Source organism: Burkholderia sp. NRF60-BP8, assembly GCF_001522585.2.
GTDB lineage: Bacteria > Pseudomonadota > Gammaproteobacteria > Burkholderiales > Burkholderiaceae > Burkholderia.
The window spans coordinates 2,624,516-2,648,291 of sequence record NZ_CP013373.1 but is presented as its reverse complement, the minus strand read 5'-3'; the positions used below and the strand labels follow the sequence as shown (position 1 = coordinate 2,648,291).

General features: G+C 68.5%; 19 protein-coding genes. 11 read left to right on the top strand and 8 right to left on the bottom strand.

Annotated elements, in window-relative coordinates; genetic code table 11:
• The first annotated feature begins 41 nt into the window (after window positions 1-41).
• From WS54_RS25780 to WS54_RS25770, 4 genes are all read left to right on the top strand, one after another.
• Window positions 42-1,544, top strand: coding sequence for a cobyric acid synthase (locus tag WS54_RS25780; protein WP_059782297.1), 1,503 nt, complete (start codon window positions 42-44; stop codon window positions 1,542-1,544).
• Window positions 1,545-1,626: 82 nt separating this feature from the next.
• Window positions 1,627-1,764: a hypothetical protein gene (locus tag WS54_RS34030; RefSeq protein WP_179955212.1), complete on the top strand. Its 138-nt coding sequence runs from the start codon at window positions 1,627-1,629 to the stop codon at window positions 1,762-1,764.
• A gap of 148 nt (window positions 1,765-1,912) precedes the next feature.
• On the top strand, window positions 1,913-2,326 hold the full coding sequence (locus tag WS54_RS25775; protein ID WP_059782298.1) for a DoxX family protein: 414 nt from the start codon (window positions 1,913-1,915) through the stop codon (window positions 2,324-2,326).
• Between the two features lie 147 nt (window positions 2,327-2,473).
• A complete protein-coding gene (locus WS54_RS25770) occupies window positions 2,474-3,133 on the top strand; it encodes a ParA family protein (RefSeq protein WP_034208127.1) in 660 nt (219 codons plus the stop codon).
• Window positions 3,134-3,322: 189 nt separating this feature from the next.
• Here the strand turns inward: WS54_RS25770 and panD are convergent, their stop codons facing one another.
• From panD to WS54_RS25750, 4 genes are all read right to left on the bottom strand, one after another.
• Entirely contained in the window at window positions 3,323-3,709 is a 387-nt protein-coding gene (panD, locus tag WS54_RS25765) for an aspartate 1-decarboxylase (protein WP_034208126.1), read from the bottom strand.
• 45 nt (window positions 3,710-3,754) lie between these two features.
• A complete protein-coding gene (gene panC / locus WS54_RS25760) occupies window positions 3,755-4,594 on the bottom strand; it encodes a pantoate--beta-alanine ligase (RefSeq protein ID WP_034208125.1) in 840 nt (279 codons plus the stop codon).
• Between the two features lie 259 nt (window positions 4,595-4,853).
• On the bottom strand, window positions 4,854-5,726 hold the full coding sequence (locus tag WS54_RS25755; RefSeq protein WP_012329011.1) for a segregation and condensation protein A: 873 nt from the start codon (window positions 5,724-5,726) through the stop codon (window positions 4,854-4,856).
• A gap of 4 nt (window positions 5,727-5,730) precedes the next feature.
• Window positions 5,731-5,919: a DUF3460 family protein gene (locus tag WS54_RS25750; RefSeq protein ID WP_009692996.1), complete on the bottom strand. Its 189-nt coding sequence runs from the start codon at window positions 5,917-5,919 to the stop codon at window positions 5,731-5,733.
• 255 nt (window positions 5,920-6,174) lie between these two features.
• Between WS54_RS25750 and WS54_RS25745 the strand changes: the two genes are divergently transcribed.
• Window positions 6,175-7,989: an autotransporter assembly complex protein TamA gene (locus WS54_RS25745; RefSeq protein ID WP_059782300.1), complete on the top strand. Its 1,815-nt coding sequence runs from the start codon at window positions 6,175-6,177 to the stop codon at window positions 7,987-7,989.
• A gap of 40 nt (window positions 7,990-8,029) precedes the next feature.
• Complete coding sequence (locus tag WS54_RS25740) at window positions 8,030-12,073, top strand: translocation/assembly module TamB domain-containing protein (protein ID WP_059782350.1); 4,044 nt, start codon at window positions 8,030-8,032, stop codon at window positions 12,071-12,073.
• A gap of 92 nt (window positions 12,074-12,165) precedes the next feature.
• On the opposite strand, the gene metG is transcribed toward WS54_RS25740, so the two are convergent.
• Together metG and WS54_RS25725 are read right to left on the bottom strand one after the other, a co-directional pair.
• On the bottom strand, window positions 12,166-14,322 hold the full coding sequence (gene metG, locus WS54_RS25735; RefSeq protein WP_059782302.1) for a methionine--tRNA ligase: 2,157 nt from the start codon (window positions 14,320-14,322) through the stop codon (window positions 12,166-12,168).
• Window positions 14,323-14,703: 381 nt separating this feature from the next.
• The gene (locus tag WS54_RS25725; protein WP_006485420.1) at window positions 14,704-15,351 is read right to left on the bottom strand and encodes an OmpA family protein; all 648 of its coding nucleotides are present in this window, start codon (window positions 15,349-15,351) and stop codon (window positions 14,704-14,706) included.
• Between the two features lie 352 nt (window positions 15,352-15,703).
• Here WS54_RS25725 and apbC point away from each other — a divergent pair, with 352 nt between their 5' ends.
• The 5 genes from apbC to WS54_RS25700 all read left to right on the top strand — a co-directional run bounded on the left by apbC (window position 15,704) and on the right by WS54_RS25700 (window position 21,403).
• Window positions 15,704-16,795, top strand: coding sequence for an iron-sulfur cluster carrier protein ApbC (gene apbC, locus WS54_RS25720; protein ID WP_059782303.1), 1,092 nt, complete (start codon window positions 15,704-15,706; stop codon window positions 16,793-16,795).
• 133 nt (window positions 16,796-16,928) lie between these two features.
• Window positions 16,929-17,465 carry a superoxide dismutase [Cu-Zn] gene (gene sodC, locus WS54_RS25715; protein ID WP_034208121.1) on the top strand — a complete coding sequence of 179 codons (537 nt, stop codon included), beginning with the start codon at window positions 16,929-16,931 and terminating at the stop codon, window positions 17,463-17,465.
• 195 nt (window positions 17,466-17,660) lie between these two features.
• Entirely contained in the window at window positions 17,661-18,230 is a 570-nt protein-coding gene (gene dcd, locus WS54_RS25710) for a dCTP deaminase (protein WP_006398615.1), read from the top strand.
• 81 nt (window positions 18,231-18,311) lie between these two features.
• On the top strand, window positions 18,312-20,591 hold the full coding sequence (locus WS54_RS25705; RefSeq protein WP_059782305.1) for an arginine/lysine/ornithine decarboxylase: 2,280 nt from the start codon (window positions 18,312-18,314) through the stop codon (window positions 20,589-20,591).
• Complete coding sequence (locus WS54_RS25700) at window positions 20,591-21,403, top strand: lysozyme inhibitor LprI family protein (RefSeq protein ID WP_034208119.1); 813 nt, start codon at window positions 20,591-20,593, stop codon at window positions 21,401-21,403. Before WS54_RS25705 ends, WS54_RS25700 begins: the two co-directional genes overlap by 1 nt.
• An 89-nt stretch (window positions 21,404-21,492) precedes the next feature.
• On the opposite strand, the gene WS54_RS25695 is transcribed toward WS54_RS25700, so the two are convergent.
• Complete coding sequence (locus tag WS54_RS25695; protein ID WP_059782307.1) at window positions 21,493-22,176, bottom strand: HAD family hydrolase; 684 nt, start codon at window positions 22,174-22,176, stop codon at window positions 21,493-21,495.
• Window positions 22,177-22,272: 96 nt separating this feature from the next.
• On the bottom strand, window positions 22,273-23,682 hold the full coding sequence (gene argH / locus WS54_RS25690) for an argininosuccinate lyase (RefSeq protein WP_034208117.1): 1,410 nt from the start codon (window positions 23,680-23,682) through the stop codon (window positions 22,273-22,275).
• Window positions 23,683-23,776 lie beyond the last annotated feature (94 nt).

Sequence of the window (23,776 nt, the reverse complement as noted above, 5' to 3'; positions counted from 1 at the left end):
GGCGATAATGCCGCCTTTGCTTCGCGACGATCTTTTACACGATGAATGCACCCGAGCCGCGGCCGCGCGGCACGCTGATGATCCAGGGCACGACGTCCGACGCGGGCAAGAGCACGCTCGTCGCGGGCCTGTGCCGCCTCGCGCGCCGCGGCGGCGCACGCGTGGCGCCGTTCAAGCCGCAGAACATGGCGCTCAATAGCGCGGTGACGGTCGACGGCGGCGAGATCGGCCGCGCACAGGCGTTGCAGGCGCTGGCCGCCGGCGTCGCGCCGCATACGGATTTCAATCCGGTCCTGCTGAAGCCGACGAGCGATCGCGGCGCGCAGGTGATCATTCACGGCAAGGCGCGCACGAACCTCGACGCGCGGGCGTACCACGACTACAAGCCGGTCGCGTTCGATGCGGTACTCGAATCGTATGCGCGCCTGCGCGCCGGGTACGACACGGTGATCGTCGAAGGCGCCGGCAGTCCGGCCGAGATCAACCTGCGCGACGGCGACATCGCGAACATGGGGTTTGCCGAGCGCGTCGACTGCCCGGTCGTGCTCGTCGCCGACATCGATCGCGGCGGCGTGTTCGCGCATCTGGTCGGCACGCTCGCCTGCCTGTCGGACAGCGAGCGCGCGCGCGTGCGCGGCTTCGTGATCAACCGCTTCCGCGGCGACCGCGCGCTGCTCGAACCCGGGCTCGACTGGCTGCGCGCCCGGACGGGCAAGCCGGTGTTCGGCGTGCTGCCGTACCTGCACGGGCTGCTGCTCGACGCGGAGGACATGCTGCCCGCGCAGGCGCGCAGCGCCGCCGCACGCGGCGATGGCGGCGTGTTGCGCGTCGTCGTGCCCGCGCTGCCGCGCATCAGCAACCACACCGATTTCGACCCGCTGCGCGCGCATCCGCAGGTCGAATTCACGTACTGGAAGAGCGGCCCCGTGCCCGACGCGGACCTGCTGATCCTGCCCGGTTCGAAGAGCGTGCAGCGCGACCTCGCGTGGCTGCGCGACACGGGCTGGGACGCGCTGATCCGGCGTCATCTGCGCTACGGCGGCAAGGTGATCGGCATCTGCGGCGGCATGCAGATGCTCGGCCGCACGCTCGACGATCCGCTCGGCCTCGAAGGTGCGCCCGGCAGCGTGGCGGGGTTCGGGCTGCTCGATTTCGACACGACGCTGCAACCCGACAAGACGCTGAAGAACGTGACCGGGCAACTCGCGCTGCCGGGCGAGGCAGCCGTGCGCGGTTACGAGATCCACATGGGCGACACGCGCGGGCCGGCGCTCGCGACGCCCGCGCTGACGCTGGCCGCCGATGCCGCGCAGGATGGCGTGCGTCCCGACGGCGCGATGTCGGCCGACGGCCAGATCCTCGCGACCTATGTGCACGGGTTGTTCGACGCGCCCGACGCGTGCGCGGCGCTGCTCGCGTGGGCGGGGCTCGATGGGGCGGCGCGCATCGACTACCCGGCGCTGCGCGAGGCTTCGCTCGAGCGGCTGGCCGACACGTTCGCCGCGCATCTCGACCTCGACGCGCTGTACGCCGAGTTTCGGTGACGGCGGGCCGGTCCGCCCTCGCTTTTTCCGCCCGATCGCGTACAACGAAGGAGGGCGGAGGTCCGCCCGCAGGAGGGCGACGATGAAGGTTCGATGGTGGTGGAGCGTGCTGCTTGCGGCGCTGCTGGGCGCGTCGGCGGCGGCGCATGCGTGCGATTCGTATGCGCCGGGCGGCGGCCAGTCCGGCGGCGACGCAACGCAAGGCAAGAGCGGTTACTGAGCAGGACGGAGGGCATGTTCGGTCATGCCCTTTTTTCGCTTCGATTCGTTCTGGATAAGAATCAATTTAATCGTCATGGCGTGTTTATCGGCCGAATCGATTCGAATAGAGTGCGATCCATTCCCATCCACTCCCGAAGGAAGCCGTCATGAACGCCAACCGCCTGAACGATTTCGCCGCGACGTTGCTGCGCGTCGCCCTCGGCGTGCTGTACCTCGCGCACGTCGCGCAGAAAGTATTCGTCTTCACGCTGCCCGGCACCGCGCAGTTCTTCACGTCGATCGGCCTGCCGGGCTGGCTCGCGTACCTGACCACGTTCGTCGAACTGGCGGGCGGCCTGGCGCTGCTCGCGGGGTTCCGCGTGCGCATCGCCGCGCTGGTGCTGCTGCCGTTCATGCTCGGCGCGCTCGCCGCGCATCTGCCGAACGGCTGGAGCTTCTCGTCGCCGCACGGCGGCTGGGAATATCCGGCGTTCTGGGCCGTCACGCTGGCCGTGCAGGCCCTGCTGGGCGGCGGCGCGTTCGCGATCGGCGCGGCGGAGGCCGCGGCCGGGCGCGCGTAATGTGAAGGAACGCGCACGAAAGCGGCCCGCGGGTCGCCGCGACCGGTTCCGGTGACACCCCGTTTGCCGATATCATCGCTCCCTGTATCCGCAATCGAGCGGCGCCTGCCATGCGGCCGGCGCCGCGCGGCTTTATCGGGGGAATTCATGACGGTCATCGTGGTGGCGAATCCGAAGGGCGGCGTGGGGAAGAGCACGCTGTCCACCAATCTAGCCGGCTATTTCGCGGCGCAGGGCGCGTGGGTCGCGCTGGCCGACCTGGACCGGCAGCAGTCCGCGCATGCGTGGCTCGACCTGCGGCCGGCCGGCTTGCCGACGATCGAGGCGTGGGATCTCGATCCGGACGCGCCGTCGAAGCCGCCGCGCGGCCTCGAATATGCGGTGATCGATACGCCGGCCGGCCTGCACGGCACGCGGCTCAACGTCGCGCTGCAACTGGCCGACAAGGTGATCGTGCCGCTGCAGCCGTCGATGTTCGATATTCTCGCGACCCAGCAGTTTCTGGAGCGCCTCGCCGGCGAGAAGGCCGTGCGCAAGGGCGGCGTCGAGGTCGGGATCGTCGGGATGCGGGTCGATGCGCGCACGCGCTCGTCCGATCAACTGCACCGGTTCGTCGAAGGGCTCGGCCTGCCGGTGCTCGGCTACGTGCGCGACACGCAGAACTACGTGCAGATCGCCGCGCACGGCCTGACGCTGTGGGACGTCGCGAAGAGCCGCGTCGAGAAGGATCTCGAACAGTGGCGGCCGATCGTCGAATGGGCCGAGCGCCGCATGCCGAAGGCCGACAAGGCCGCGAAAGCGTCCTGACCCGCCCGCGCGCGGGCCGCGCTGCAAGCGGCGAGCGCGGCGGATTCCGTCAAAAGGACAAAGGGCCTGATCCGGCATCGCGCCGAATCAGGCCCTCCGTCCGTATGTGGCGGCTCGGTGTTGGCCGCCGGGCGCCCGCCGCATCGCGGCGACACCCGGCGTGTCGCGACACCCCGGCGGCCGCGCGGATCAGCTCCAGCTCTGCGTCGGCACGTGGTCCCGGTGGCCCTTGATCTTGTTGCCGTCGTCGATGAACACGAGCTTCGGCTTCCAGCCGGCCTGCAATTCGGCTTCGTCGACCATCGCGAACGCCGCGATGATCACGAGGTCGCCGAGCTGCGCGCGGCGCGCGGCGGAGCCGTTCAGCGAGATCATCCCGCTGCCGCGCTCGCCCTTGATCGCGTACGTCGAGAAGCGCTCGCCGTTGTTGATGTTCCAGATGTCGATCCGTTCGTTTTCGATCAGGCCCGCCGCTTCGAGCAGGTCTTCGTCGATCGCGCACGAACCTTCGTAATGCAGTTCGCAGTGCGTGACCGCCGCACGGTGGATCTTCGATTTGAGCATGTGGCGCTGCATGGTGTCTCCGGTGAGGCGTCGTGAGAGGCGCGGGCAGGGCGCCCGTCAGATTTCCAGGTTGTCGATGAGGCGCGTCGCGCCGAGCTTCGCGGCCGCGAGCACGACGAGCGGCTCGCCGGCTTCGAGTTCGGCGGCGCTCGGTGCGATCAGGTTCGCGCGGCGGCGGATCGCGATGTAGTCGGGCACCCAGCCGCGTTCGGCCAGGTGCGTGTGCGCGTGCCGCTCGAGCTTGCCGAGATCGCGTTCGCCGCCGAGCACGCTGTCGCGCACGCGCTGCAGCGTTTTCGCCAGTTCGGGCGCTTCCTTGCGCTCGTCGGTGGTCAGGTAGCGGTTGCGCGACGACAGTGCGAGGCCGTCCTCGTCGCGCACGGTTTCGGCTGCGACGATGTCGACCGGCAGCGCGAGCTGCTGGCACATCCGGCGCACGATCATCAACTGCTGGTAGTCCTTCTTGCCGAACACGGCGACGCGCGGCTGCACGCAGGACATCAGCTTCGTGACCACCGTGCACACGCCGGCGAAGAAGCCCGGACGGAATTCGCCTTCGAGAATCCCGCCGAGATCGTCCGGCGGCAGCACGCGGTATTCCTGCGGCTCGGGGTACATGTCGCGCTCGGTCGGCGCGAACAGCACGTACACGTTTTCCTGCTGCAGCTTCTCGATATCGTCCTGGAGCGTGCGCGGATACTTGTCGAAATCCTCGTTCGGGCCGAATTGCAGCCGGTTGACGAAGATGCTCGCCACGACCGGGTCGCCGTGCTGGCGCGCGAGGCGCATCAGCGACAGGTGCCCTTCGTGCAGGTTGCCCATCGTCGGCACGAACGCCGTGCGGTTCTGTCCGCGCAGCTGGTCGCGCAGTTCCTGGATCGAGCTGATGACTTTCATGATCGGGTAACGGGTTCCTCGCGCAGGCGCGCGTTGACGCCGCGGCAGCGGCGTCGGGGTCGAAGCGGAGAACGCCGGCGCGCGGGCGGCGCATCGGGCGTCGGCGGATTGTAGAGGATTTGGCCGCGGCACGCATCGATAAAAGAACGATCGTTCACTTTTTATCGGGGCGTGCCGAACACCCGCCGAACGGTCGTCCGCCGCGGCGCAGCGGCGAGCGTCGGAACGAACCGGGAACGGGAAGCGGCGGGGGCGGCCCTTACGCGGGCAGGTACGCGAGGCGCACGTAGATCGGCGCGAACGGCTCGGCCTGCGTGATCTCGAGCAGCGATTCGCGCGCGAGTTCGAGCATCGCGATGAAGTTCACGACGACGACCGGCACGCCGCGCGACGTGTCGAACAGGTCGGCGAACTCCATGAAGCGCGCGTTCTGCAGCCGGCGCAGGATCAGGCTCATGTGTTCGCGCACCGACAGCTCCTCGCGGGAGATCTTGTGATGCTGGACGAGCTTCGCGCGCTTGAGCACGTCGGCCCACGCGGCGCGCAGATCGTCCGAATTCACGTCGGGAAAGCGCGGCGTGACGCTTTGCTCGATATACACCTCGGCGCGCAGGAAATCGCGGCCGAGCTGCGGCAACTGGTCGAGCCGCTGCGCGGCGAGCTTCATCTGCTCGTACTCGAGCAGCCGGCGCACGAGTTCGGCGCGCGGATCCTCGGCTTCCTCGCCGGTGTCGGCCTTCTTGACCGGCAGCAGCATCCGCGACTTGATTTCGATCAGCATCGCGGCCATCAGCAGGTATTCGGCCGCCAGCTCGAGATTCGACGTGCGGATCTGGTCGACGTAGCCCAGATACTGCGCGGTGACCTGCGCCATCGGGATGTCGAGCACGTTGAAGTTCTGCTTGCGGATCAGGTACAGCAGCAGGTCGAGCGGGCCTTCGAACGTCTCGAGGAACACCTCGAGCGCGTCGGGCGGGATGTAGAGATCCTGCGGCAGCTTGAAGAGCGGCTCGCCGTACAGGCGAGCGAAGGCCGCGACACCGTCGACCGTGTCGGGCGTCGAATCGGCGCCCGCGGGCGCGGCGATCGCGTCGTCCTGCCGGGCGGCGCTGGCCTCGTCGGCGGCGCTCACGTCGTCAGAAGTTCTGGTAGTAGACGTACGGCGTTTGCTTCACGCGCGATTCCTGCTGCTCGGCGCGCTCGTCGAGATCGATCGGCTGCTTGTCCCACAACAGGGAACGGCCCTTGCGTTGCTCTTCCTCGAGCGTCGGCTTCTGCTGCTTGAGCTGGTTCAGGAACTGCGTGACGTCGGACTGGTACGGCATGGCTGGATCTTCCGTTTCGGGCGGCGCACGATGCGCCGGATTCGCGATGGCGGGATTTTACCGCATCGCGGGGAACAGCCGGCGCCAATCGCGCGTCGAAACCGTGGGCGGTGCCGGCGGGCCGACGGCCATTGGGCGGCGGCCCTGTCGGGCGCTGGCACTCTTTCACAATCGTTTGGCTGCGACGCCCGCGCCCTGTGGTCAAATACAGGGTTTTCCACGAAACCGTAACGATCCAGGACGGCGAGGTCATATTTGGCGGGGCAGTCGAACCAGCAAGCACACACGGCACATGACGCGGGCCCGCGCGCGGCACGCGATCGCGCCGGCGCCGCGGCCCGCGTCGCGCGGGCGGCCCTCGCGGGTTGCCTGGCCGCGTGCTTCGCGCTGCCGGCCCACGCGAAGTACGACGTCGACATCGACGCGCCGCGCTCGATCCGCAAGCTCCTCAAGACCCATCTCGATATCGCCCGCTTCGCCAAGCGCGACGACATCAGCGACGACCAGTTCGACTTCCTCGTGACCGCCACGCCGCAGCAGGTGCGCGACCTGGCCGCGACGGCCGGCTATTTCTCGCCGGTCGTGCGTACCGACGTGCGCACCCGCGACGGCAAGCGCGACGTGCGCATCGCGGTCGATCCGGGCAAGCAGACCGTCGTGTCGACGGTCGACCTGGCGTTCAAGGGGCCCGTCGAAACCGAAGATCCGGCGCAGGAGACGGCCACCCGTTTCGCGTTCTCGATGAAGCCGGGCGACCCGTTCACGCAGTCCGACTGGGACGATGCGAAGGGGGCGGCGCTCCGGCAGTTGCAGGCGCGCCGCTATCTCGGCGCGAAGATCGCGTCGTCCGAGGCGCGCATCGATCCGCGCACGCAGCGCGCGACGCTCGCGGTCACGTTCGACAGCGGCCCGACGTTTACGATCGGCAAGGTCGATGTCGACGGCGTGCGCCGTTATCCGGAAAAGATCGTCACGAACGTCAATCCGCTGTCGGAAGGCGAGATCTACGACGTGCGGCGGATCAACGAATTGCAGCGGCAGTTGCAGAACACGCCGTACTACGCGAGCGTCGCGATCGACGTCGGCGACGATACGTCGAAGCCCGAGCGCACGCCCGTGCACGTGAAGGTCAGCGAGTTCCCGTACAACAACATCCGCGGCGGCGTCGGCTTCGCCACCGATACCGGGCCGCACGTGCAAGGCTCCTATACGTATCTCGACACCTTCGGCGCCGCGTGGCCGCTGACCGTGTCGGGTCGGCTCGACCAGATCCAGCAGTACGGGCAGGTCCAGCTGTCGATGCCGCCGGGCGAGAAGGGCTGGACCAACAGCGTGCTCGCGTCGTACACGAACACCAACGTGTCCGACACGCGTATCTACAGCGCGCGGGTCGGCGTGCAGCGCACGCGCACCGGCCAGTTCATCGACTATTCGTATTCGCTGATGTATTACCAGGACCGGCTCGACCAGAACGGCGCGGGGCCGACCACGAGCCGCGCGCTCGTGCCGCAATGGGCGTGGACCCGCCGCAACGTCGACGATCCGCTGTTTCCGCGTTCGGGCAACCTGATTCACGCGGAGGCGGGCTTTGCGGTCAAGCACGTGCTGGCCGACGAAACCTTCATCCGCGGCTACGCGCGCGGGCAGCAGTACCTGCCGATCGGCAAGCGCGACCTGTTCGTGTTCCGCGCGGAGCTCGGCGGCGTGTTTACGAGCGGCAGCTCGACCGGCGTGCCGGCGTCGCTGCTGTTCCGCGCCGGCGGCTCGAATTCGGTGCGCGGCTACGGCTACCAGAGCATCGGCAACAGCGTCGACGGCTCCGTTCTGCCGACCAAGTATCTGGTGACGGGCACGGCCGAATACCAGCACTGGTTCAACCGCGACTGGGGCGCCGCGACGTTCTTCGACATCGGCACCGCGACCGATGCGTGGGGCGAGCGCGTGTTTTACCCGGGCGTGGGCGTCGGGGCGCGCTGGCGCAGCCCGGTCGGCCCGATCAACGTCGACGTCGCGTACGGGTTGCGCAATCACAGCGTGCGCCCGTACCTGACGCTCGGCATCGCTTTCTGAACCTGTCGCCCTATTGACGACGACCCGCACGACGAACCGCATGACGAAGGACCCGAACGACACGCCGCCGCCTCACGATCCGGATTCGCCCGACGGCGCGCCCGACACGCCGCCGCGCGCGCCGCGCCGCGGCCGCGCGTGGCGTGTCGTCGCGTGGACGCTCGCGACGGTCGTGCTGCTCGTCGTGCTGGCGGCGGCGCTCGTGCTGGGCGCGGTGACGACCGAGCGCGGGACGCGGCTCGCGTGGCAGGCGGCCGGCAAGGTGCTCGGCACGCGGCTCGCGGGCACGCTCGAAGGGGGCGCGCTCGCGACCGGCGTGCGCCTGCGCGGGTTCGCGTGGACCAGCCCCGACGGCACCGGCACCGAGGTGCGCATCGATCGCCTCGACGGCCGCTGGGCGCTGACGCGCGCGCCGTGGCGGCTGTCCGTCGCGTACCTGCGCGCCGGCACGATCGACGTGCGGATCGCGCCGGGGCCGTCGACGCCGAGTACGATGCCGCAGGACCTGAGCCTGCCGCTGCAGGTGCGGATCGACGACCTGCGCGTCGACCGCCTCGCCATTCACGAGGGCGGTTCGACGACGCAGCTCGACCATCTCGCGCTGAACGGCCGCAGCGACGGCCGTCACCATGAACTCGTGCTCGACGGCGTCGACACGCCGTACGGCGCGCTGACCGCGCGTGCGAAGCTCGACGGCGTGAAGCCGTTCGCGCTGACGGGCGAAGCTACCTATGCAGGCAAGCTGTCCGACGAAGCGGTCGACGCGCGGGCCCGCGTGTCGGGCTCGCTCGAGGCGCTCGTCGCCGAGGTCGATGCGAGCGGGATGAAGCTGAACGGGCGCGCGCACGTCGAGGCCGCGCCGTTCGGCGCCGTGCCGCTCACGCGCGCGACGCTCGCGTTCGATCACGTGAACCCGCAAGCGCTTTCGCCCGGCGCGCCGGCGGCCGATCTCGCGGTGCGCGCGGAACTCGCGCCGGTGACCGCGCGGGCAGGTTCGGCGCCGGCGAAGGGGTTCGCGGTGACGGGCCCGGTGTCGATCGTCAATGCGAAGCCGGGCACGCTCGGCGACCATCTGCTGCCGCTGATCGACGCGCATGCGAACGTGCATCTCGACGCGCACGCGCAACGGATCGACGGCCTCGCGCTGAAGCTGATCCGCGACGGCAGCGTGACGGGCGGCGGCACGCTCGCGGGCGGCAAGGGCCGCTTCGACCTGAAGGTCGCGAACCTCGACCTGAACGCGTTCGTCGCCGAGCTGCGGCCGATGCGCCTTGGCGGCCCGCTCGGCGTCACGCTCGCGGGCGACGCGACGACCGTCGATTTCGACCTGAACGACCCGAAGCTCGCGCTCGGCGCGCGCGCCAAGGTCGCGCTGACGCAGAAGCAGACCGTGCTGACCGACACGCGCGTGACGGCGGCCAAGGGGCGCATCGACCTGACCGGCGTATTCCGCCACGACGCGCATTCGAGCTACGACGCGAAGGCGACGCTCACCGCGTTCGATCCGCTGCTGCTCGCCGCGACGAGCGCACCGAAGGCGAGCGGCGGCAAGGCGCCGGCGAAGGCCGCCAGGGCGCCGGCCAAGCGCGGCGAGACGCGCGTGTCGGGCACGCTGACCGCGTCGGGCGCATTCGCGCCGCAGGTCTCGACGAAGGCGACCTTCAAGCTCGCCGACAGCCTGTACGACGGCGTGCCGCTGACCGGCGCCGGCGTCGTGCAGCTCGCCGGCTCGCGGATCCTGCCGAGCAACGCGACCCTGTCGATCGCCGGCAACCACGTCGACCTGCGCGGCAGCTTCGGCGCGCCCGGCGACCGGCTGCGCTTCGTCGTCGACGCGCCGCAGCTCGACCGGCTCGGCTTCGGCGTCGAAGGGCTCGTGCAGGCGCAGGGCGACCTGACCGGCAGCTTCGCGCATCCGAACGTGACGGCCACCTACAAGGCCGAGCACGTCGTCGTCGGGTCGAACCGGATCGGCACCGCACAGGGCCGCGCGGACATCCGCGACGGCGCGCACGGCGCACTCGTGTTCACGGCGGACGCGGCCGACATCGCGCTCGGCTCGTTCAAGCTGAAGTCGTTGCGCGCGAACCTCGACGGCACGCGCGCGAAGCACACGTTGGACGCGTCGGCGCTCGGAGCGGCCGGCGGCCGCGTGATCGACCTGACGCTCGCGGCGAACGGCGGCGTGGTCGAGAACCGCGACGGCATGCGCTGGGACGGCACCGTCACGCGTCTCGCGAATCGCGGCACGCCGGCGCTCGCGCTGCAGGCGCCGCTGACGATATCGGCCGGCGCCGGCCGCGTGACGCTCGGCGCGACGCGGCTCACGCTCGAAGGCGCGGCGATCGACCTGAAGTCGTTCGTGTTCGATCGCGGCCAGATGCGTTCGGCCGGTTCGGTGAGCGGCGCGTCGGTCGCGCGTTTCCTCGAGGTCCGCCAGGAACTGACGGGGCAGCGGCCGCCTGTGCGCACCGACGTCGTGCTCGATGCTGACTGGGATTTCTCGCTCGGCGCGAACGCGACGGGTTACGTGCAGGTGAAGCGCCGCGGCGGCGACGTGACGATCGAGACCGGGCGCGGCATCGCGTCGCTCGGCCTGACCGATCTGTCCGCACGCGCGAGCTTCGCGCCCGGCAACCGCCTCAACGTGACGGCGCTCGCGAAGGCGAGCCGGATCGGCACGCTCGATGCGAACGTCGCGGTGCCGTTCGCGCTGCGCGACGGCGTGTTCGGGGTCGTCGACGACGGTCCGCTGTCGGGCCGCATCGATGCCGACATCCCGGCGCTGAAGACCACCGGCAACCTGTTCGGGCCGAGCTACCTGCTCGGCGGACGCGCGGCGCTGAAGCTGACGGTCTCCGGCACGCCGGTGAAACCGAACCTGTCGGGGACGCTGACGGGCGACGACCTGTCCGCGACGCTCATCGACCAGGGCGTGCAGCTGAAGGACGGCATCGTGCGCGTGAAGCTGTCGGACAACCTCGTCGAATTCCAGCAGGTCGAATTTCACGGCGGCGACGGCACACTGCGCGCGCTCGGCCGCGTGCGCCTCGACGGCGAGGCGCCCGACCTGACCGCCAGCATCGTCGCGGACAAGCTCGAACTGTTCGCGGCGCCGGACCGCAAGCTGTCGCTGTCGGGCAAGGCCACCGTCGCGAACGACGGGCCGCGCGGCGCGTTGTCGATCGACGGCAAGTTCGTGGTCGATCGCGCGCTGTTCGACCTGCCGGAGCAATCGGCGCCGCACCTGTCCGACGACGTCGTGATCGTGCAGCCGGACGGCACGGTGCGCGGCGAGACGCCGACCGGCACCGCGGCCGCGAAGCCGAAGCCGGTCGAAAACAAGCCGGCGCCGTCGCTGGCGCCGCGCGCGAACATCGACGTCGGCCTCGGCAACAACTTCCGCTTCAAGGGGCACGGCGCCGATCTCGGGCTGCGCGGCACGATCACCGTGATGAGCGCGCCGGGCGTGCCGCTGCGAGCGGTCGGCAACGTGCGCGTGACCGAAGGCTCGACGTACACGACGTTCGGCCGCAAGCTCGCGGTCGAGAACGGCTTCTTCACGTTCAACGGCCCCGTGTCGAACCCGGGCGTCAACATTCTCGCGATGCGGCGCAACCAGGAGGTCGAGGCTGGCGTGCAGGTGACGGGCACGATCCAGTCGCCGACGGCCAAGCTGGTGTCGGAGCCGAACGTCACGGACAACGAAAAGCTGTCGTGGCTGCTGTTCGGGCACGGCACCGATCAGGGCAACAACGTCGGCCAGCAGGGGGCGATGACGGCGGCGCTCGGGCTGCTCGGCAGCGTGACCGGCAAGCGGGTCGCGCAGACCTTCGGTCTCGACGAGGTCTCGGTCGGCCGCAGCGAAGTCGGCCTGACCGATCCGCAGGTCGTGCTGGTGTCGAAGGCGATCAACGAGCGGTTCGTGCTCGGCTTCGAGCAGGGGCTGCAATCGGCGAGCAACGCGTTCAAGGCGACGATCAACCTGACGCGCTTCTGGTCGGTGTCCGCGTACGGCGGCACGTTCCAGGGCGTCGACTTGAACTACACGCGGCGTTTCGACCGCTGGTTCGGGCAGCGCTGAGCGCGGGCGCGGCGTAGCGGGCGGCAATGAAAAAGCCCCGCACGATGTCGAATCGTGCGGGGCTTTTTGGCGCCGGCAGCAGCGCGTTCGGCTTACTTCACGCGCATGCCGGGCTTCGCGCCGCTGTGCGGCTCGAGGATGTAGAGACCCGGTTCCGCCTTTTCGTCGGCGGCCGACGCGGCGAGCACCATCCCTTCGGACAGGCCGAACTTCATCTTGCGCGGCGCGAGGTTCGCGACCATCACCGTCAGCTTGCCGACGAGCTGCTCCGGCTGATACGCGGACTTGATGCCCGAAAACACGTTGCGGGTCTTTTCCTCGCCGACGTCGAGCGTGAGCTGCAGCAGCTTGTCCGAGCCTTCGACGGCCTGGCACGCGACGATCTTCGCGATGCGCAGGTCGATCTTCGCGAAATCGTCGATCGAGATCGGCGCGTCGTCGGCGCCGTTCGCGGCGGCCGGCTTCGCGTTCGCGTTGGCATCGCGCTTCGCATGCTTCGCGGCGTTCGCGCTCGCGGCGGCTGCACCCGTTGCTTCGGCCTGCAGCGAATCGCGGTTCGCGGCCAGCAGCGCTTCGATCTGCTTCGCATCGACGCGCGTCATCAGGTGCTGGTACGCCTTGATCGGCTGCGCCGACGACAGCGGCTTCGCGGCATCGGCCCACACGAGCGGCGCAATCCCGAAGAACGCCTCGACCGCTTCGGCGACGCGCGGGATCACCGGCTTCAGCGCGAGCGACAGCAGGCGGAAGGCTTCGAGGCTCACGCTGCAGGTTTCGTGCAGCGCGACCGCGTTGGCCGGATCCTTCGCGAGATCCCACGGCTTCGCGCCGTCGACGTACGCGTTCACTTCGTCCGCGAGCTCCATCGTGTGGCGCAGCGCGCGGCCGTATTCGCGTGCTTCGTAGTTCGCGGCGATCTGCGCGATCGCATCGCGCAGCTTCGCGACGAGCGGATGATTCATCGCGCTGTCCTGCACGCGGCCGTCGAAACGCTTGATCAGGAAGCCGGCCGCGCGACTCGCGATGTTCACGTACTTGCCGACGAGATCGCTGTTCACGCGCGCCTGGAAGTCGTCGAGGTTCAGGTCGATGTCTTCCATCGTCGCGTTCAGCTTCGCGGCGAAGTAGTAGCGCAGCCACTCGGGGTTCAGGCCCGTGTCGATGTAGCTCCGCGCGGTGATGAACGTGCCGCGCGATTTCGACATCTTCGCGCCGTCGACCGTCAGGAAGCCGTGCGCGAACACGTTGGTCGGCGTGCGGTGGCCCGAGAACTCGAGCATCGCCGGCCAGAACAGCGTGTGGAAGTACAGGATGTCCTTGCCGATGAAGTGATATTGCTCGGCCTTCGAGCCCGGGCGGATCCACGCGTCGAAATCGATGCCGTTGCGGTCGCACAGGTTCTTGAAGCTCGCGTAGTAGCCGACCGGCGCGTCGAGCCACACGTAGAAATACTTGCCGGGCGCGCCGGGGATCTCGAAGCCGAAGTACGGCGCGTCGCGCGAGATGTCCCAGTCGGCGAGCTTGGCTTCGCCGGCGTCGCCGAGCCATTCGCGCATCTTGTTGGTCGCTTCGGGCTGCGCGAGGCCGCTCACCCATTCGCGCAGGAACGATTCGCAGCGCGGGTCGGACAGGCGGAAGAAGTAGTGCTTCGAGGTCTTGCGCACCGGCGTCGCGCCCGACACGACCGAATACGGGTTCAGCAGATCGGTCGGCAGGTACGTCGAGCCGCACACTTCGCAGCTGTCGCCGTACTGGTCCTTCGCGTGGCACTTCGGGCACTCGCCCTTGATGAAGCGGTCCGGCAGGAACATTTCCTTGACCGGATCGTACGCTTGCTCGATTTCGCGTTCGGCGATCAGGCCGGCTTCCTGCAGCGCGAGATAGATCTTCTCGCTCAGCACGCGGTTCTCGTCCGAATCGGTCGAGTAGAAGTTGTCGAACGACACGCCGAAGCTGTCGAAGTCGCGCTTGTGCTCGGTCCACACGCGGTCGATCAGCTGCTTCGGGGTCAGGCCTTCCTGCTCCGCGCGCAGCATGATCGGCGTGCCGTGCGTATCGTCGGCGCCGATGTAGTAGACCTCGTGGCCATGCATTCGCAGCGCCCGCACCCAGATGTCGGTCTGGATGTACTCGACCAGGTGGCCGATGTGGATCTGCCCGTTGGCGTAGGGCAGTGCGGACGTAACGAGGATCTGGCGGCCACCTTGCGGCGCCGCAGCCTGCACGGAAGTGAGGTCGGATGCGGACATAGGGTCTGGAGAAGAACAGCGGGAAAAACGACGGGAAACCGCGATTCTAGCAGGGGGCAAGGGCCAGCGCGGCGGGCACGCGCCGCGGACCGGGGCGGCAGAAGGGGCGAGGCCGCGCAGGTGGCGCGCCTGACAGCGCCATGCTGCGTTGCAGCACGAATTTCGCGAACAAAAAAAACCGGGGCGGATACGGCCCCGGAGCAACAACGACAAGAGGAGAATGGTGACGCGCCGGCAACACCAGCCGCGTACCGTAAATACTGACCACGGCCTGCGACAGAAGTTCGAAAAATTTTTCGATTTGTTACCGGCCCCGCCGAAAGCCTTGTGAGGCGGGGCTGTGCGGGCAGGGCGCCCGCACGTTTCCTCTCGTGGTCGCGCTTACTGATGCTGTTGCGGCGCGCGCAGGTAGATCTCGACGCGGCGGTTTTGTGCGCGGCCGGCTTCGGTCGCGTTGTCCGCGATCGGGTTCGATGCGCCCATGCCTTGCGCCGACAGACGGCCGCCGTTCACGCCGCGCTGCACGAGCGCGTTCACGACGCTTTGCGCGCGGTTCTGCGACAGCGTCTGGTTCAGCTGCGCCGAGCCCGTGCTGTCCGTGTAGCCGACGATCGACGCCGTCACTTGCGGGTTCTGGTTCAGCGTCGTCGCCAGGTCGTTCAGCAGCGGCGTGAACGCCGGCGTGATCGCGTACTGGTTCGTCGCGAACGTGACCGAGCTCGGCACGTTCAGCTTCAGCGAGCCGTCCGGCTGTTCGGTGACCTGCGTACCCGTCTGCGCTGCCGACGGTGCGAGCTTGTTCTTGATCGCTTGCCAGTTGTAACCCGTCACGCCGCCGACCAGTGCGCCGACGCCCGCGCCGATCGCCGCGCCCTTGCCGCCGCCGGCCAGTGCGCCGATCCCTGCGCCCAGCGCCGCGCCCGTGCCGGTGCCGACGGCCGTATTGTTGCCCTGCTGCGTGGCGCAGCCTGCCAGCAGCGCGCCGGCGAGTGCGAAGACGGACAGGCGAGTCGCGATTTTCATGTTCATGTTGGATTCCTCTCTTGGTTGAACGAGTCGACAACGACGACAAACAACAGCTACGGCTCCCTGCGCGGGCCGGCCGAAAAAGGAAGGCCGGCCTGCGCTCGCGGCAGCCGCCGAGGCGATCGCATGCCCTGTCCGTCAGCGTGGCTGTTCGGACAGCGCGACGCGTCAGCCTCTACAATATAGGCGGTAAGCGGCCGATTTGGCCCTATAGCGTGCCGCACGCGAAGAGTGCGCCGGGTCGCGCGTTCGCGCAATGGCGTGCAACAGATTCTTTCACTTTTCCCGATTTTCGCAGCGTAATTTGATATTTTTTGACGTTTGCGTGCGAGAAAAACGTTTTCACGGAGTTTCGATGAGCATTGACCGGGTACAAGTCGACGCCGCACTGGCGGCAGTCGTCGACCCCAATACCGGCCGGCCGTATACGGCGAACAAGGGCGTGCGCAACGTCGCGATCGACGGCGATGTCGTGGCGCTCGACGTGGTGCTCGGTTATCCGGCGCGCAGCCAGCACGACGACGTGCGCGCGCGCGTCGCCGCGGCGCTGCAGGCCGTGCCGGGCGTGCGCGACGCGCGCGTCGCCGTGTCGCAGGAAATCGTCGCGCATACGGTGCAGCGCGGCGTGAAGCTGTTGCCGAATGTGAAGAACATCGTCGCGGTCGCGTCGGGCAAGGGCGGCGTCGGCAAGAGCACGACGGCCGTGAACCTCGCGCTCGCGCTCGCCGCGGAAGGCGCGTCGGTCGGCATCCTCGACGCCGACATCTACGGCCCGTCGCTGCCGACGATGCTCGGCATCCACGGCCAGCGCCCCGAGTCGCCGGACAACCAGTCGATGAACCCGCTCGTCGGCCACGGGCTGCAGGCGAACTCGATCGGCTTCCTGATCGAGGAAGACAACCCGATGGTGTGGCGCGGCCCGATGGCGACGTCCGCGCTCGAGCAACTGCTGCGCCAGACCAACTGGCGCGAGCTCGACTATCTGATCGTCGACATGCCGCCCGGTACGGGCGACATCCAGCTCACGCTCGCGCAGCGCGTGCCCGTCACCGGCGCGGTGATCGTCACGACGCCGCAGGACATCGCGCTGCTCGACGCGAAGAAGGGGCTGAAGATGTTCGAGAAGGTCGGCATCCCGATCCTCGGCATCGTCGAGAACATGAGCATCCACATCTGCTCGAACTGCGGCCACGAGGAGCACATCTTCGGCGCGGGCGGCGCGGAGCGGATGGCGAAGGATTACGGCGTGAACGTGCTGGGCAGCCTGCCGCTCGACATCGCGATTCGCGAGCGCGCCGACAGCGGCGCGCCGACGGTGGCGGCCGAGCCGGACGGCGCGCTCGCGCGGCGCTACCGCGATATCGCGCGCGGCGTCGCGCTGGCGATTGCCGAGCGATCGCGCGACATGACGTCGAAGTTCCCGTCGATCGTTGTTCAAAATACGTAAAACCCTTGCGGGGCGGGGCCTCACGCTGTTTACGGCGCCGCGAGGCGCGGTATCATGGCGACTTTTCCCGGGTCCCTTTACCCACCCGGCGCGGCCGTCGTCTCGAACGGCCGCCAGCCGGTATGAGGATCGAATGAAACAACGACATCACGGCGTGCGCGCCGGCCGCGCGCGGCGCGCGCTGCTGGCCGCCGCCGCGCTGGGCCTGCTGGCCGGCTGTACCTCCTTTTCCTCGTCGCACGAAAAACGGGCCGACGCGCAACTGCAGCCGACGGTCGGCTCGCAGGCGCGCGGCGCGGTGACGTTCGTCGAGCGCCCGGACGGCGTGCAGGTCACCTACAACCTGGTCGGCCTGCCGCCGAACAGCGATCACGCGCTGCAGGTGCACGAACGCGGCGACTGCAACGCGGGCGACGGCTCGAGCGCCGGCCAGGTGTTCGCGCCGGCCGCCGACCGGCTGCGCGCGGGCGCGCGCGTCGCCGGCGATCTCGGCAACATCCATGCGGATGCGAACGGCGTCGCGGCCGGCTTCATCGTCGCGCCCGATCTGGCCCTCGACGGTGTGCGCTCGGCGATGAACCGCGCGGCGCTGGTGCACCGCGACTCGAGCGACCCGGCGTTTCCGCAGCATGGCGCGGGGCCCGCGCTGGCTTGCGGCGTGATCCGTTGACGGCCGCCGCGTGCGTGAGCCGATGATCGCGTAAAATGTGCGCCTTTCCCGGCCGCCGCCTGGCGCGAGCGGCCCTTCCCGACTGTCACGCAGCGTTTCCTGGCGCCCCGATATGAAACGACCCCAACGCTCACTTCGTTCGCTGTCCCACGAGGGGACGGTCAGCCCCTCCGGGACGGCCCTGCGGAGGCTGGCATGAGCATCAAGTCCGACAAATGGATTCGGCGCATGGCCGAAGAGCACAAGATGATCGAGCCGTTCGTGCCCGATCAGGTCCGCGCGTCCGAGGACGGCCGCCGGATCGTCAGCTACGGCACGTCGAGCTACGGCTACGATATCCGCTGCGCGGACGAATTCAAGATCTTCACGAACATCAACTCGACGATCGTCGATCCGAAGAACTTCGACGAGGGCTCGTTTGTCGATTTCAAGGGCGACGTGTGCATCATCCCGCCGAATTCGTTCGCGCTGGCCCGCACCGTCGAATATTTCCGCATCCCGCGCACCGTGCTGACGGTCTGCCTCGGCAAGTCGACCTACGCGCGCTGCGGGATCATCGTCAACGTGACGCCGTTCGAACCCGAGTGGGAAGGCTACGTCACGCTGGAATTCTCGAATACCACGCCGCTGCCCGCGAAGATCTACGCGAACGAAGGCGTCGCGCAGGTCTTGTTCTTCGAGAGCGACGAGGTGTGCGACGTGTCGTACGCCGATCGCGGCGGCAAGTATCAGGGTCAGCGCGGTGTCACGCTGCCGAAAACCTGATCTGGTTGCATAACGTCTCACCAGTTTCCGGGTGACCGCTGCGCGTGACGCGCCGCGGTCGTTCTTTTTGGAGAATCGCCCATGAAGTTTCGTTTCCCCGTCGTCATCATCGACGAAGATTTCCGCTCCGAGAACATCTCGGGCTCCGGCATCCGGGCGTTGGCCGAAGCGATCGAGAAGGAGGGCGTCGAAGTCCTCGGCCTCACGAGCTATGGCGATCTGACGTCGTTCGCGCAGCAATCGAGCCGCGCGTCGTGCTTCATCCTGTCGATCGACGACGACGAACTCATGCTCGGCGAAACCGGCGCGGACGGCGAGCTGCCCGAGCTCGCGACCGCGATCATCGAGCTGCGCGCGTTCGTCGCCGAAGTGCGCCGCCGCAACGCGGACATCCCGATCTTCCTGTACGGCGAGACGCGCACGTCGCGGCATCTGCCGAACGACATCCTGCGCGAACTGCACGGCTTCATCCACATGTTCGAGGACACGCCGGAGTTCGTCGCGCGCCACATCATCCGCGAAGCGAAGGTCTATCTCGATTCGCTCGCGCCGCCGTTCTTCAAGGAGCTCGTCAAGTATGCGGACGAAGGCTCGTACTCGTGGCACTGCCCCGGTCACTCGGGCGGCGTCGCGTTCCTGAAGAATCCGCTCGGCCAGATGTTCCATCAGTTCTTCGGCGAGAACATGCTGCGCGCGGACGTCTGCAACGCGGTGGACGAACTCGGCCAGTTGCTCGATCACACGGGCCCCGTCGCGGCGTCCGAGCGCAATGCGGCGCGCATCTTCAGTGCCGACCACCTGTTCTTCGTGACCAACGGCACGTCGACGTCGAACAAGATCGTCTGGCACGCGACGGTCGCGCCCGGCGACATCGTGCTGGTCGACCGCAACTGCCACAAGTCGATCCTGCACGCGATCACGATGACGGGCGCGATCCCGGTGTTCCTCACGCCGACGCGCAATCATTTCGGCATCATCGGGCCGATCCCGCGCGACGAATTCAAGCCGGAGAACATCCGCAAGAAGATCGAGGCGAACCCGTTCGCGCGCGAGGCGATGCGCCAGAACCCGGACATGAAGCCGCGGATCCTGACGATCACGCAGAGCACGTACGACGGCGTCGTCTACAACGTCGAGATGATCAAGGACCTGCTCGGCGACCTGCTCGACACGCTGCACTTCGACGAAGCGTGGCTGCCGCACGCGACGTTCCACGATTTCTACCGCGACATGCACGCGATCGGCGACGGCCGTCCGCGCACGGGCGCGCTCGTGTTCGCGACGCACTCGACGCACAAGCTGCTCGCCGGCATCTCGCAGGCCTCGCAGATCGTCGTGCAGGATTCGGAGAACCGCACGTTCGACAAGCATCGCTTCAACGAGGCGTACCTGATGCACACGTCGACGAGCCCGCAGTACGCGATCATCGCGTCGTGCGACGTCGCGGCCGCGATGATGGAGCCGCCGGGCGGCACCGCGCTCGTCGAGGAATCGATCGCCGAGGCGATCGACTTCCGCCGCGCGATGCGCAAGGTCGACGCCGAATACGGCGACGACTGGTTCTTCAGCGTGTGGGGGCCGGACAACCTGTCCGAGGAAGGCATTGGTTCGCGCGAAGACTGGATGCTGAAGCCGAACGACCACTGGCACGGCTTCGGCCCGCTCGCCGAAGGCTTCAACATGCTCGACCCGATCAAGGCGACGATCATCACGCCGGGGCTCGACGTCGACGGCGAGTTCGGCGAGACCGGCATTCCGGCCGCGATCGTCACGAAGTACCTGGCCGAGCACGGGATCATCGTCGAGAAGACCGGCCTGTACTCGTTCTTCATCATGTTCACGATCGGCATCACGAAGGGCCGCTGGAACTCGATGGTGACCGAGCTGCAGCAGTTCAAGGACGACTACGACAACAACCAGCCGCTGTGGCGCGTGCTGCCGGAATTCGTCGCGCAGCATCCGCGCTACGAGCGCGTCGGCCTGCGCGACCTGTGCACGCAGATCCACGACGTGTACCGCGCGAACGACATCGCCCGCCTGACGACCGAGATGTACCTGTCGGACATGGAGCCGGCGATGAAACCGTCGGACGCGTTCGCGAAGCTCGCGCACCGCAAGATCGATCGCGTGCCGCTCGACGAGCTCGAAGGCCGCGTGACGAGCATCCTGCTCACGCCGTACCCGCCGGGCATTCCGCTGCTGATCCCGGGCGAGCGCTTCAACAAGACGATCGTGAACTACCTGCGGTTCGCGCGCGACTTCAACGAGCGTTTCCCGGGCTTCCACACCGACATCCACGGCCTCGTCGCGGAAGAGGTGAACGGCCGCGTCGAGTACTTCGTCGACTGCGTGCGCGACTGATGGCGACGCACGGACGACTCCGGACGATGCGCGCGGCGCTGGCCGCGCTCGTCGTCTGGGCGGCAGGATTGATGGGGCTCGCAGGCGCGGGTGTCGTGCATGCGGAAGTCGCGGCGGCCGACCCGATCGACGTCGCGATGCGGCAGTGCCTCGCGCGGCGCGACCGGTCGTCGCCGGCCGGCCAGATCCAGTGCATGGGCGAAGCGCAGCAGCAGTGGCAGGCAGTGATGGACGGCGCGTACCAGCGCCTGTCGAAGGATGCGCCGGCCGACGCGAAGCGCGGCTGGCAGGAGAGTCAGCGTCGCTGGCTCACGTGGCGCAAGGACGAAGTGCAACTGCTGAAGGCCGTGTACGACACGACGCGCGGCACCGCGTATGCGATGTCGAGCGCCGACCTGCAACTGCAGCCGGTGCGCGATCGCGCGCTGGCGCTGCGCGGGGCGGCCGACCGCTATGCACCGCCGCCCGCCGCCGTGCCGGTCGCGGCGACGAGCGGCGCGCAGGGCAGTGCGGCTGCACCGGCCGGCGCCAAGCCGGCGAACGCGCCGCGCGATCCGGCGATCCGCCGCGTGCGGCCGTGCGCGCAGGACGCCGCGTGCGAACACGCGCTGTTCGACCTGAACCGCTATTACCAGAAGCTGCGCCGCAAGATGCCCGCGCATTCGGCCGCGACGCTCGTGCGCGCGCAGCGCGCGTGGGTGGCGTTCCGCGATGCGACGGCGCCGCTCGTCGGCGAGGACGGCCGCGTCGACCTGATCGGTGCGCGCATCGCGACGATGAAGCGGCTGTCGGAGACGGCCGGCAACCGGTAGGCCTCGCCGCGATGCCGATGATCCGGCACGCCAACGCAAACGGGCACCCTCGGGTGCCCGTTTGCGTTGGCGGGGGCCGGGTGCGCCGCTTACGCGGGCTGCTGCGCGTCCAGCCGGCCGAACCACGTCGGCACGAGCGAGACCGCGTCGTCGAGCGACGCGAGCACGTGCAGGCTCAGCGCGACGATGTCGGGCGTCGGCGCCTTCAGGTCGGGCACGGTGACGACCGCGGCGCCCGCGCCGGCGGCCGACAGCGCGCCGAAGTCGCTGTCCTCGAACGCGACGCACGCGTGGGCCGGCACGCCGAGGCGCTCGGCCGCGAGCCGGTAGACGGCCGGGTCGGGTTTGCCACGCGCGACTTCGTCGCCGCCCGCGATCGCGCGGAAGAACGGCAGCACGCCGACGGCGTCGAGCCGCGCGCGGATCACGTCGCGCGCGGACGACGATGCGACCGCGCACGGAATGCCGGCCTGCGCGAGCGTGTCGAGCAGCGCACGCGCGCCCGACTTCAGCGGAAACTTCGGATGGGGCTCAGGTGCGGCGAGTTGCTCGCGCACGCGGATGCGCACCGCGTCGAACGTGTCGGGGTCGCCGATCAGTCGCGCGAGGATCACCTGGCCTTCGGCGAACGAGCGGCCGACGATCTGCAGGTAATCGAGCTCGGTCAACACGACGCCGTGCGCATTCGACACGTCGATCCACGTGTTCATGATGGTCCGCTCGGAATCGACGAGCAGGCCGTCCATGTCGAAGAGCGCGGCGGAAAAGGTCATCGGGGGCATCCGTGAAGCGGGGAAGGCGGCGGGCGGCGCGTCGGCCGCCCGAATGAAAAACGGACGCCGAAGGCGTCCGTCGGGGGCTGCAGCTCGTTACTTGCCCAGCGCGGCGCGGGCGGCGTTGACGGCCGCACGCACCTGGTCGGGCGCGGTGCCGCCCGGATGGTTGCGGCTTGCGACCGACCCTTCGAGCGTCAGGTAGCCGAACACGTCGTCGCCGATCAGGTGCGCGACGTTCGGCAGTTCTCGCTTCATCTCGTCGAGCGTCAGGTCGGCGAGGTCGATGCCGCGGTCGTCGCAGATCTTGACCGCGTGCGCGACGGCTTCGTGCGCGTCGCGGAACGGCAGGCCGCGCTTCACGAGGTAGTCGGCGAGGTCGGTGGCGGTCGAGAAGCCCTGCAGCGCGGCCGCGCGCATCGCGTCCGGCTTCACGGTGATGCCGGCGACCATCTCGGCGAAGATCCGCAGCGTGTCGGCGACGGTGTCGACCGTGTCGAACAGCGGTTCCTTGTCTTCCTGGTTGTCCTTGTTGTACGCGAGCGGCTGGCCCTTCATCAGCGTGAGCAGCGCCATCAGGTGGCCGTTCACGCGGCCGGTCTTGCCGCGCGCGAGCTCGGGCACGTCCGGGTTCTTCTTCTGCGGCATGATCGAGCTGCCGGTGCAGAAGCGGTCGGCGATGTCGATGAAGCCGACGCGCGGGCTCATCCACAGCACGAGCTCTTCGGAGAAGCGCGACACGTGCGTCATCACGAGCGCGGCCGCGGCGGTGAATTCGATCGCGAAGTCGCGATCCGACACCGCGTCGAGCGAGTTCGCGCAGATGCCGTCGAAGCCGAGCGTCTTCGCGACCGCGTGACGGTCGATCGGGTAGCTCGTGCCCGCGAGCGCGGCCGCGCCGAGCGGCAGGCGGTTCACGCGGGTGCGGCAGTCGCGCATGCGCTCGGCGTCGCGCGTGAACATCTCGACGTACGCGAGCAGGTGATGGCCGAACGTGACCGGCTGCGCGACCTGCAGATGCGTGAAGCCCGGCATGATCGTGTCGGCGTTCCGTTCCGCGAGGTCGATCAGCGCGCCGCGCAGGTCGTTCAGCAGGCCGCCGATGCGGTCGATCTCGCCGCGCAGCCACAGGCGGATGTCGGTCGCGACCTGGTCGTTGCGCGAGCGGCCCGTGTGCAGGCGCTTGCCGGCGTCGCCGATCAGCGCGGTCAGGCGCGCCTCGATGTTCAGGTGGACGTCTTCGAGGTCGAGCTGCCATTCGAATTCGCCGCGCTCGATCTCGCCCTTGATCTGCGCCATCCCGCGTTCGATCGCGGCCAGGTCGTCGGCGCTGATGATCCGCTGCGCGGCGAGCATGTTCGCGTGCGCGAGCGAGCCGGCGATGTCGACGAGCGCGAGGCGCTTGTCGAAAAACACCGACGACGTGTAGCGCTTGACCAGCTCCGACATCGGTTCCGAGAAGCGGGCCGACCAGGCCTCGCCCTTTTTGTGCAGTTGGGACGTCATGGCGTTTCTTCGAAGGGGAGTTGGGCGGCGTGCGCCGCCGAGGGAATCCCGCGATTCTAACATTCGCGGGCCGGCCTACCGGCCCTTGCGGGCG

Coding starts and splice junctions, on each gene's coding strand:
- WS54_RS25695 (WP_059782307.1), bottom strand. CDS start 22,176: ATGACCTTTTCCGCCGCGCTCTTCGACATGGACGGCCTGCTCGTCGAT.
- WS54_RS25700 (WP_034208119.1), top strand. CDS start 20,591: ATGGCGACGCACGGACGACTCCGGACGATGCGCGCGGCGCTGGCCGCG.
- WS54_RS25725 (WP_006485420.1), bottom strand. CDS start 15,351: ATGAACATGAAAATCGCGACTCGCCTGTCCGTCTTCGCACTCGCCGGC.
- WS54_RS25775 (WP_059782298.1), top strand. CDS start 1,913: ATGAACGCCAACCGCCTGAACGATTTCGCCGCGACGTTGCTGCGCGTC.
- WS54_RS25770 (WP_034208127.1), top strand. CDS start 2,474: ATGACGGTCATCGTGGTGGCGAATCCGAAGGGCGGCGTGGGGAAGAGC.
- panD (WP_034208126.1), bottom strand. CDS start 3,709: ATGCAGCGCCACATGCTCAAATCGAAGATCCACCGTGCGGCGGTCACG.
- argH (WP_034208117.1), bottom strand. CDS start 23,682: ATGACGTCCCAACTGCACAAAAAGGGCGAGGCCTGGTCGGCCCGCTTC.
- WS54_RS25750 (WP_009692996.1), bottom strand. CDS start 5,919: ATGCCGTACCAGTCCGACGTCACGCAGTTCCTGAACCAGCTCAAGCAG.
- WS54_RS25780 (WP_059782297.1), top strand. CDS start 42: ATGAATGCACCCGAGCCGCGGCCGCGCGGCACGCTGATGATCCAGGGC.
- panC (WP_034208125.1), bottom strand. CDS start 4,594: ATGAAAGTCATCAGCTCGATCCAGGAACTGCGCGACCAGCTGCGCGGA.
- metG (WP_059782302.1), bottom strand. CDS start 14,322: ATGTCCGCATCCGACCTCACTTCCGTGCAGGCTGCGGCGCCGCAAGGT.
- WS54_RS34030 (WP_179955212.1), top strand. CDS start 1,627: ATGAAGGTTCGATGGTGGTGGAGCGTGCTGCTTGCGGCGCTGCTGGGC.
- WS54_RS25740 (WP_059782350.1), top strand. CDS start 8,030: ATGACGAAGGACCCGAACGACACGCCGCCGCCTCACGATCCGGATTCG.
- dcd (WP_006398615.1), top strand. CDS start 17,661: ATGAGCATCAAGTCCGACAAATGGATTCGGCGCATGGCCGAAGAGCAC.
- WS54_RS25705 (WP_059782305.1), top strand. CDS start 18,312: ATGAAGTTTCGTTTCCCCGTCGTCATCATCGACGAAGATTTCCGCTCC.
- sodC (WP_034208121.1), top strand. CDS start 16,929: ATGAAACAACGACATCACGGCGTGCGCGCCGGCCGCGCGCGGCGCGCG.
- apbC (WP_059782303.1), top strand. CDS start 15,704: ATGAGCATTGACCGGGTACAAGTCGACGCCGCACTGGCGGCAGTCGTC.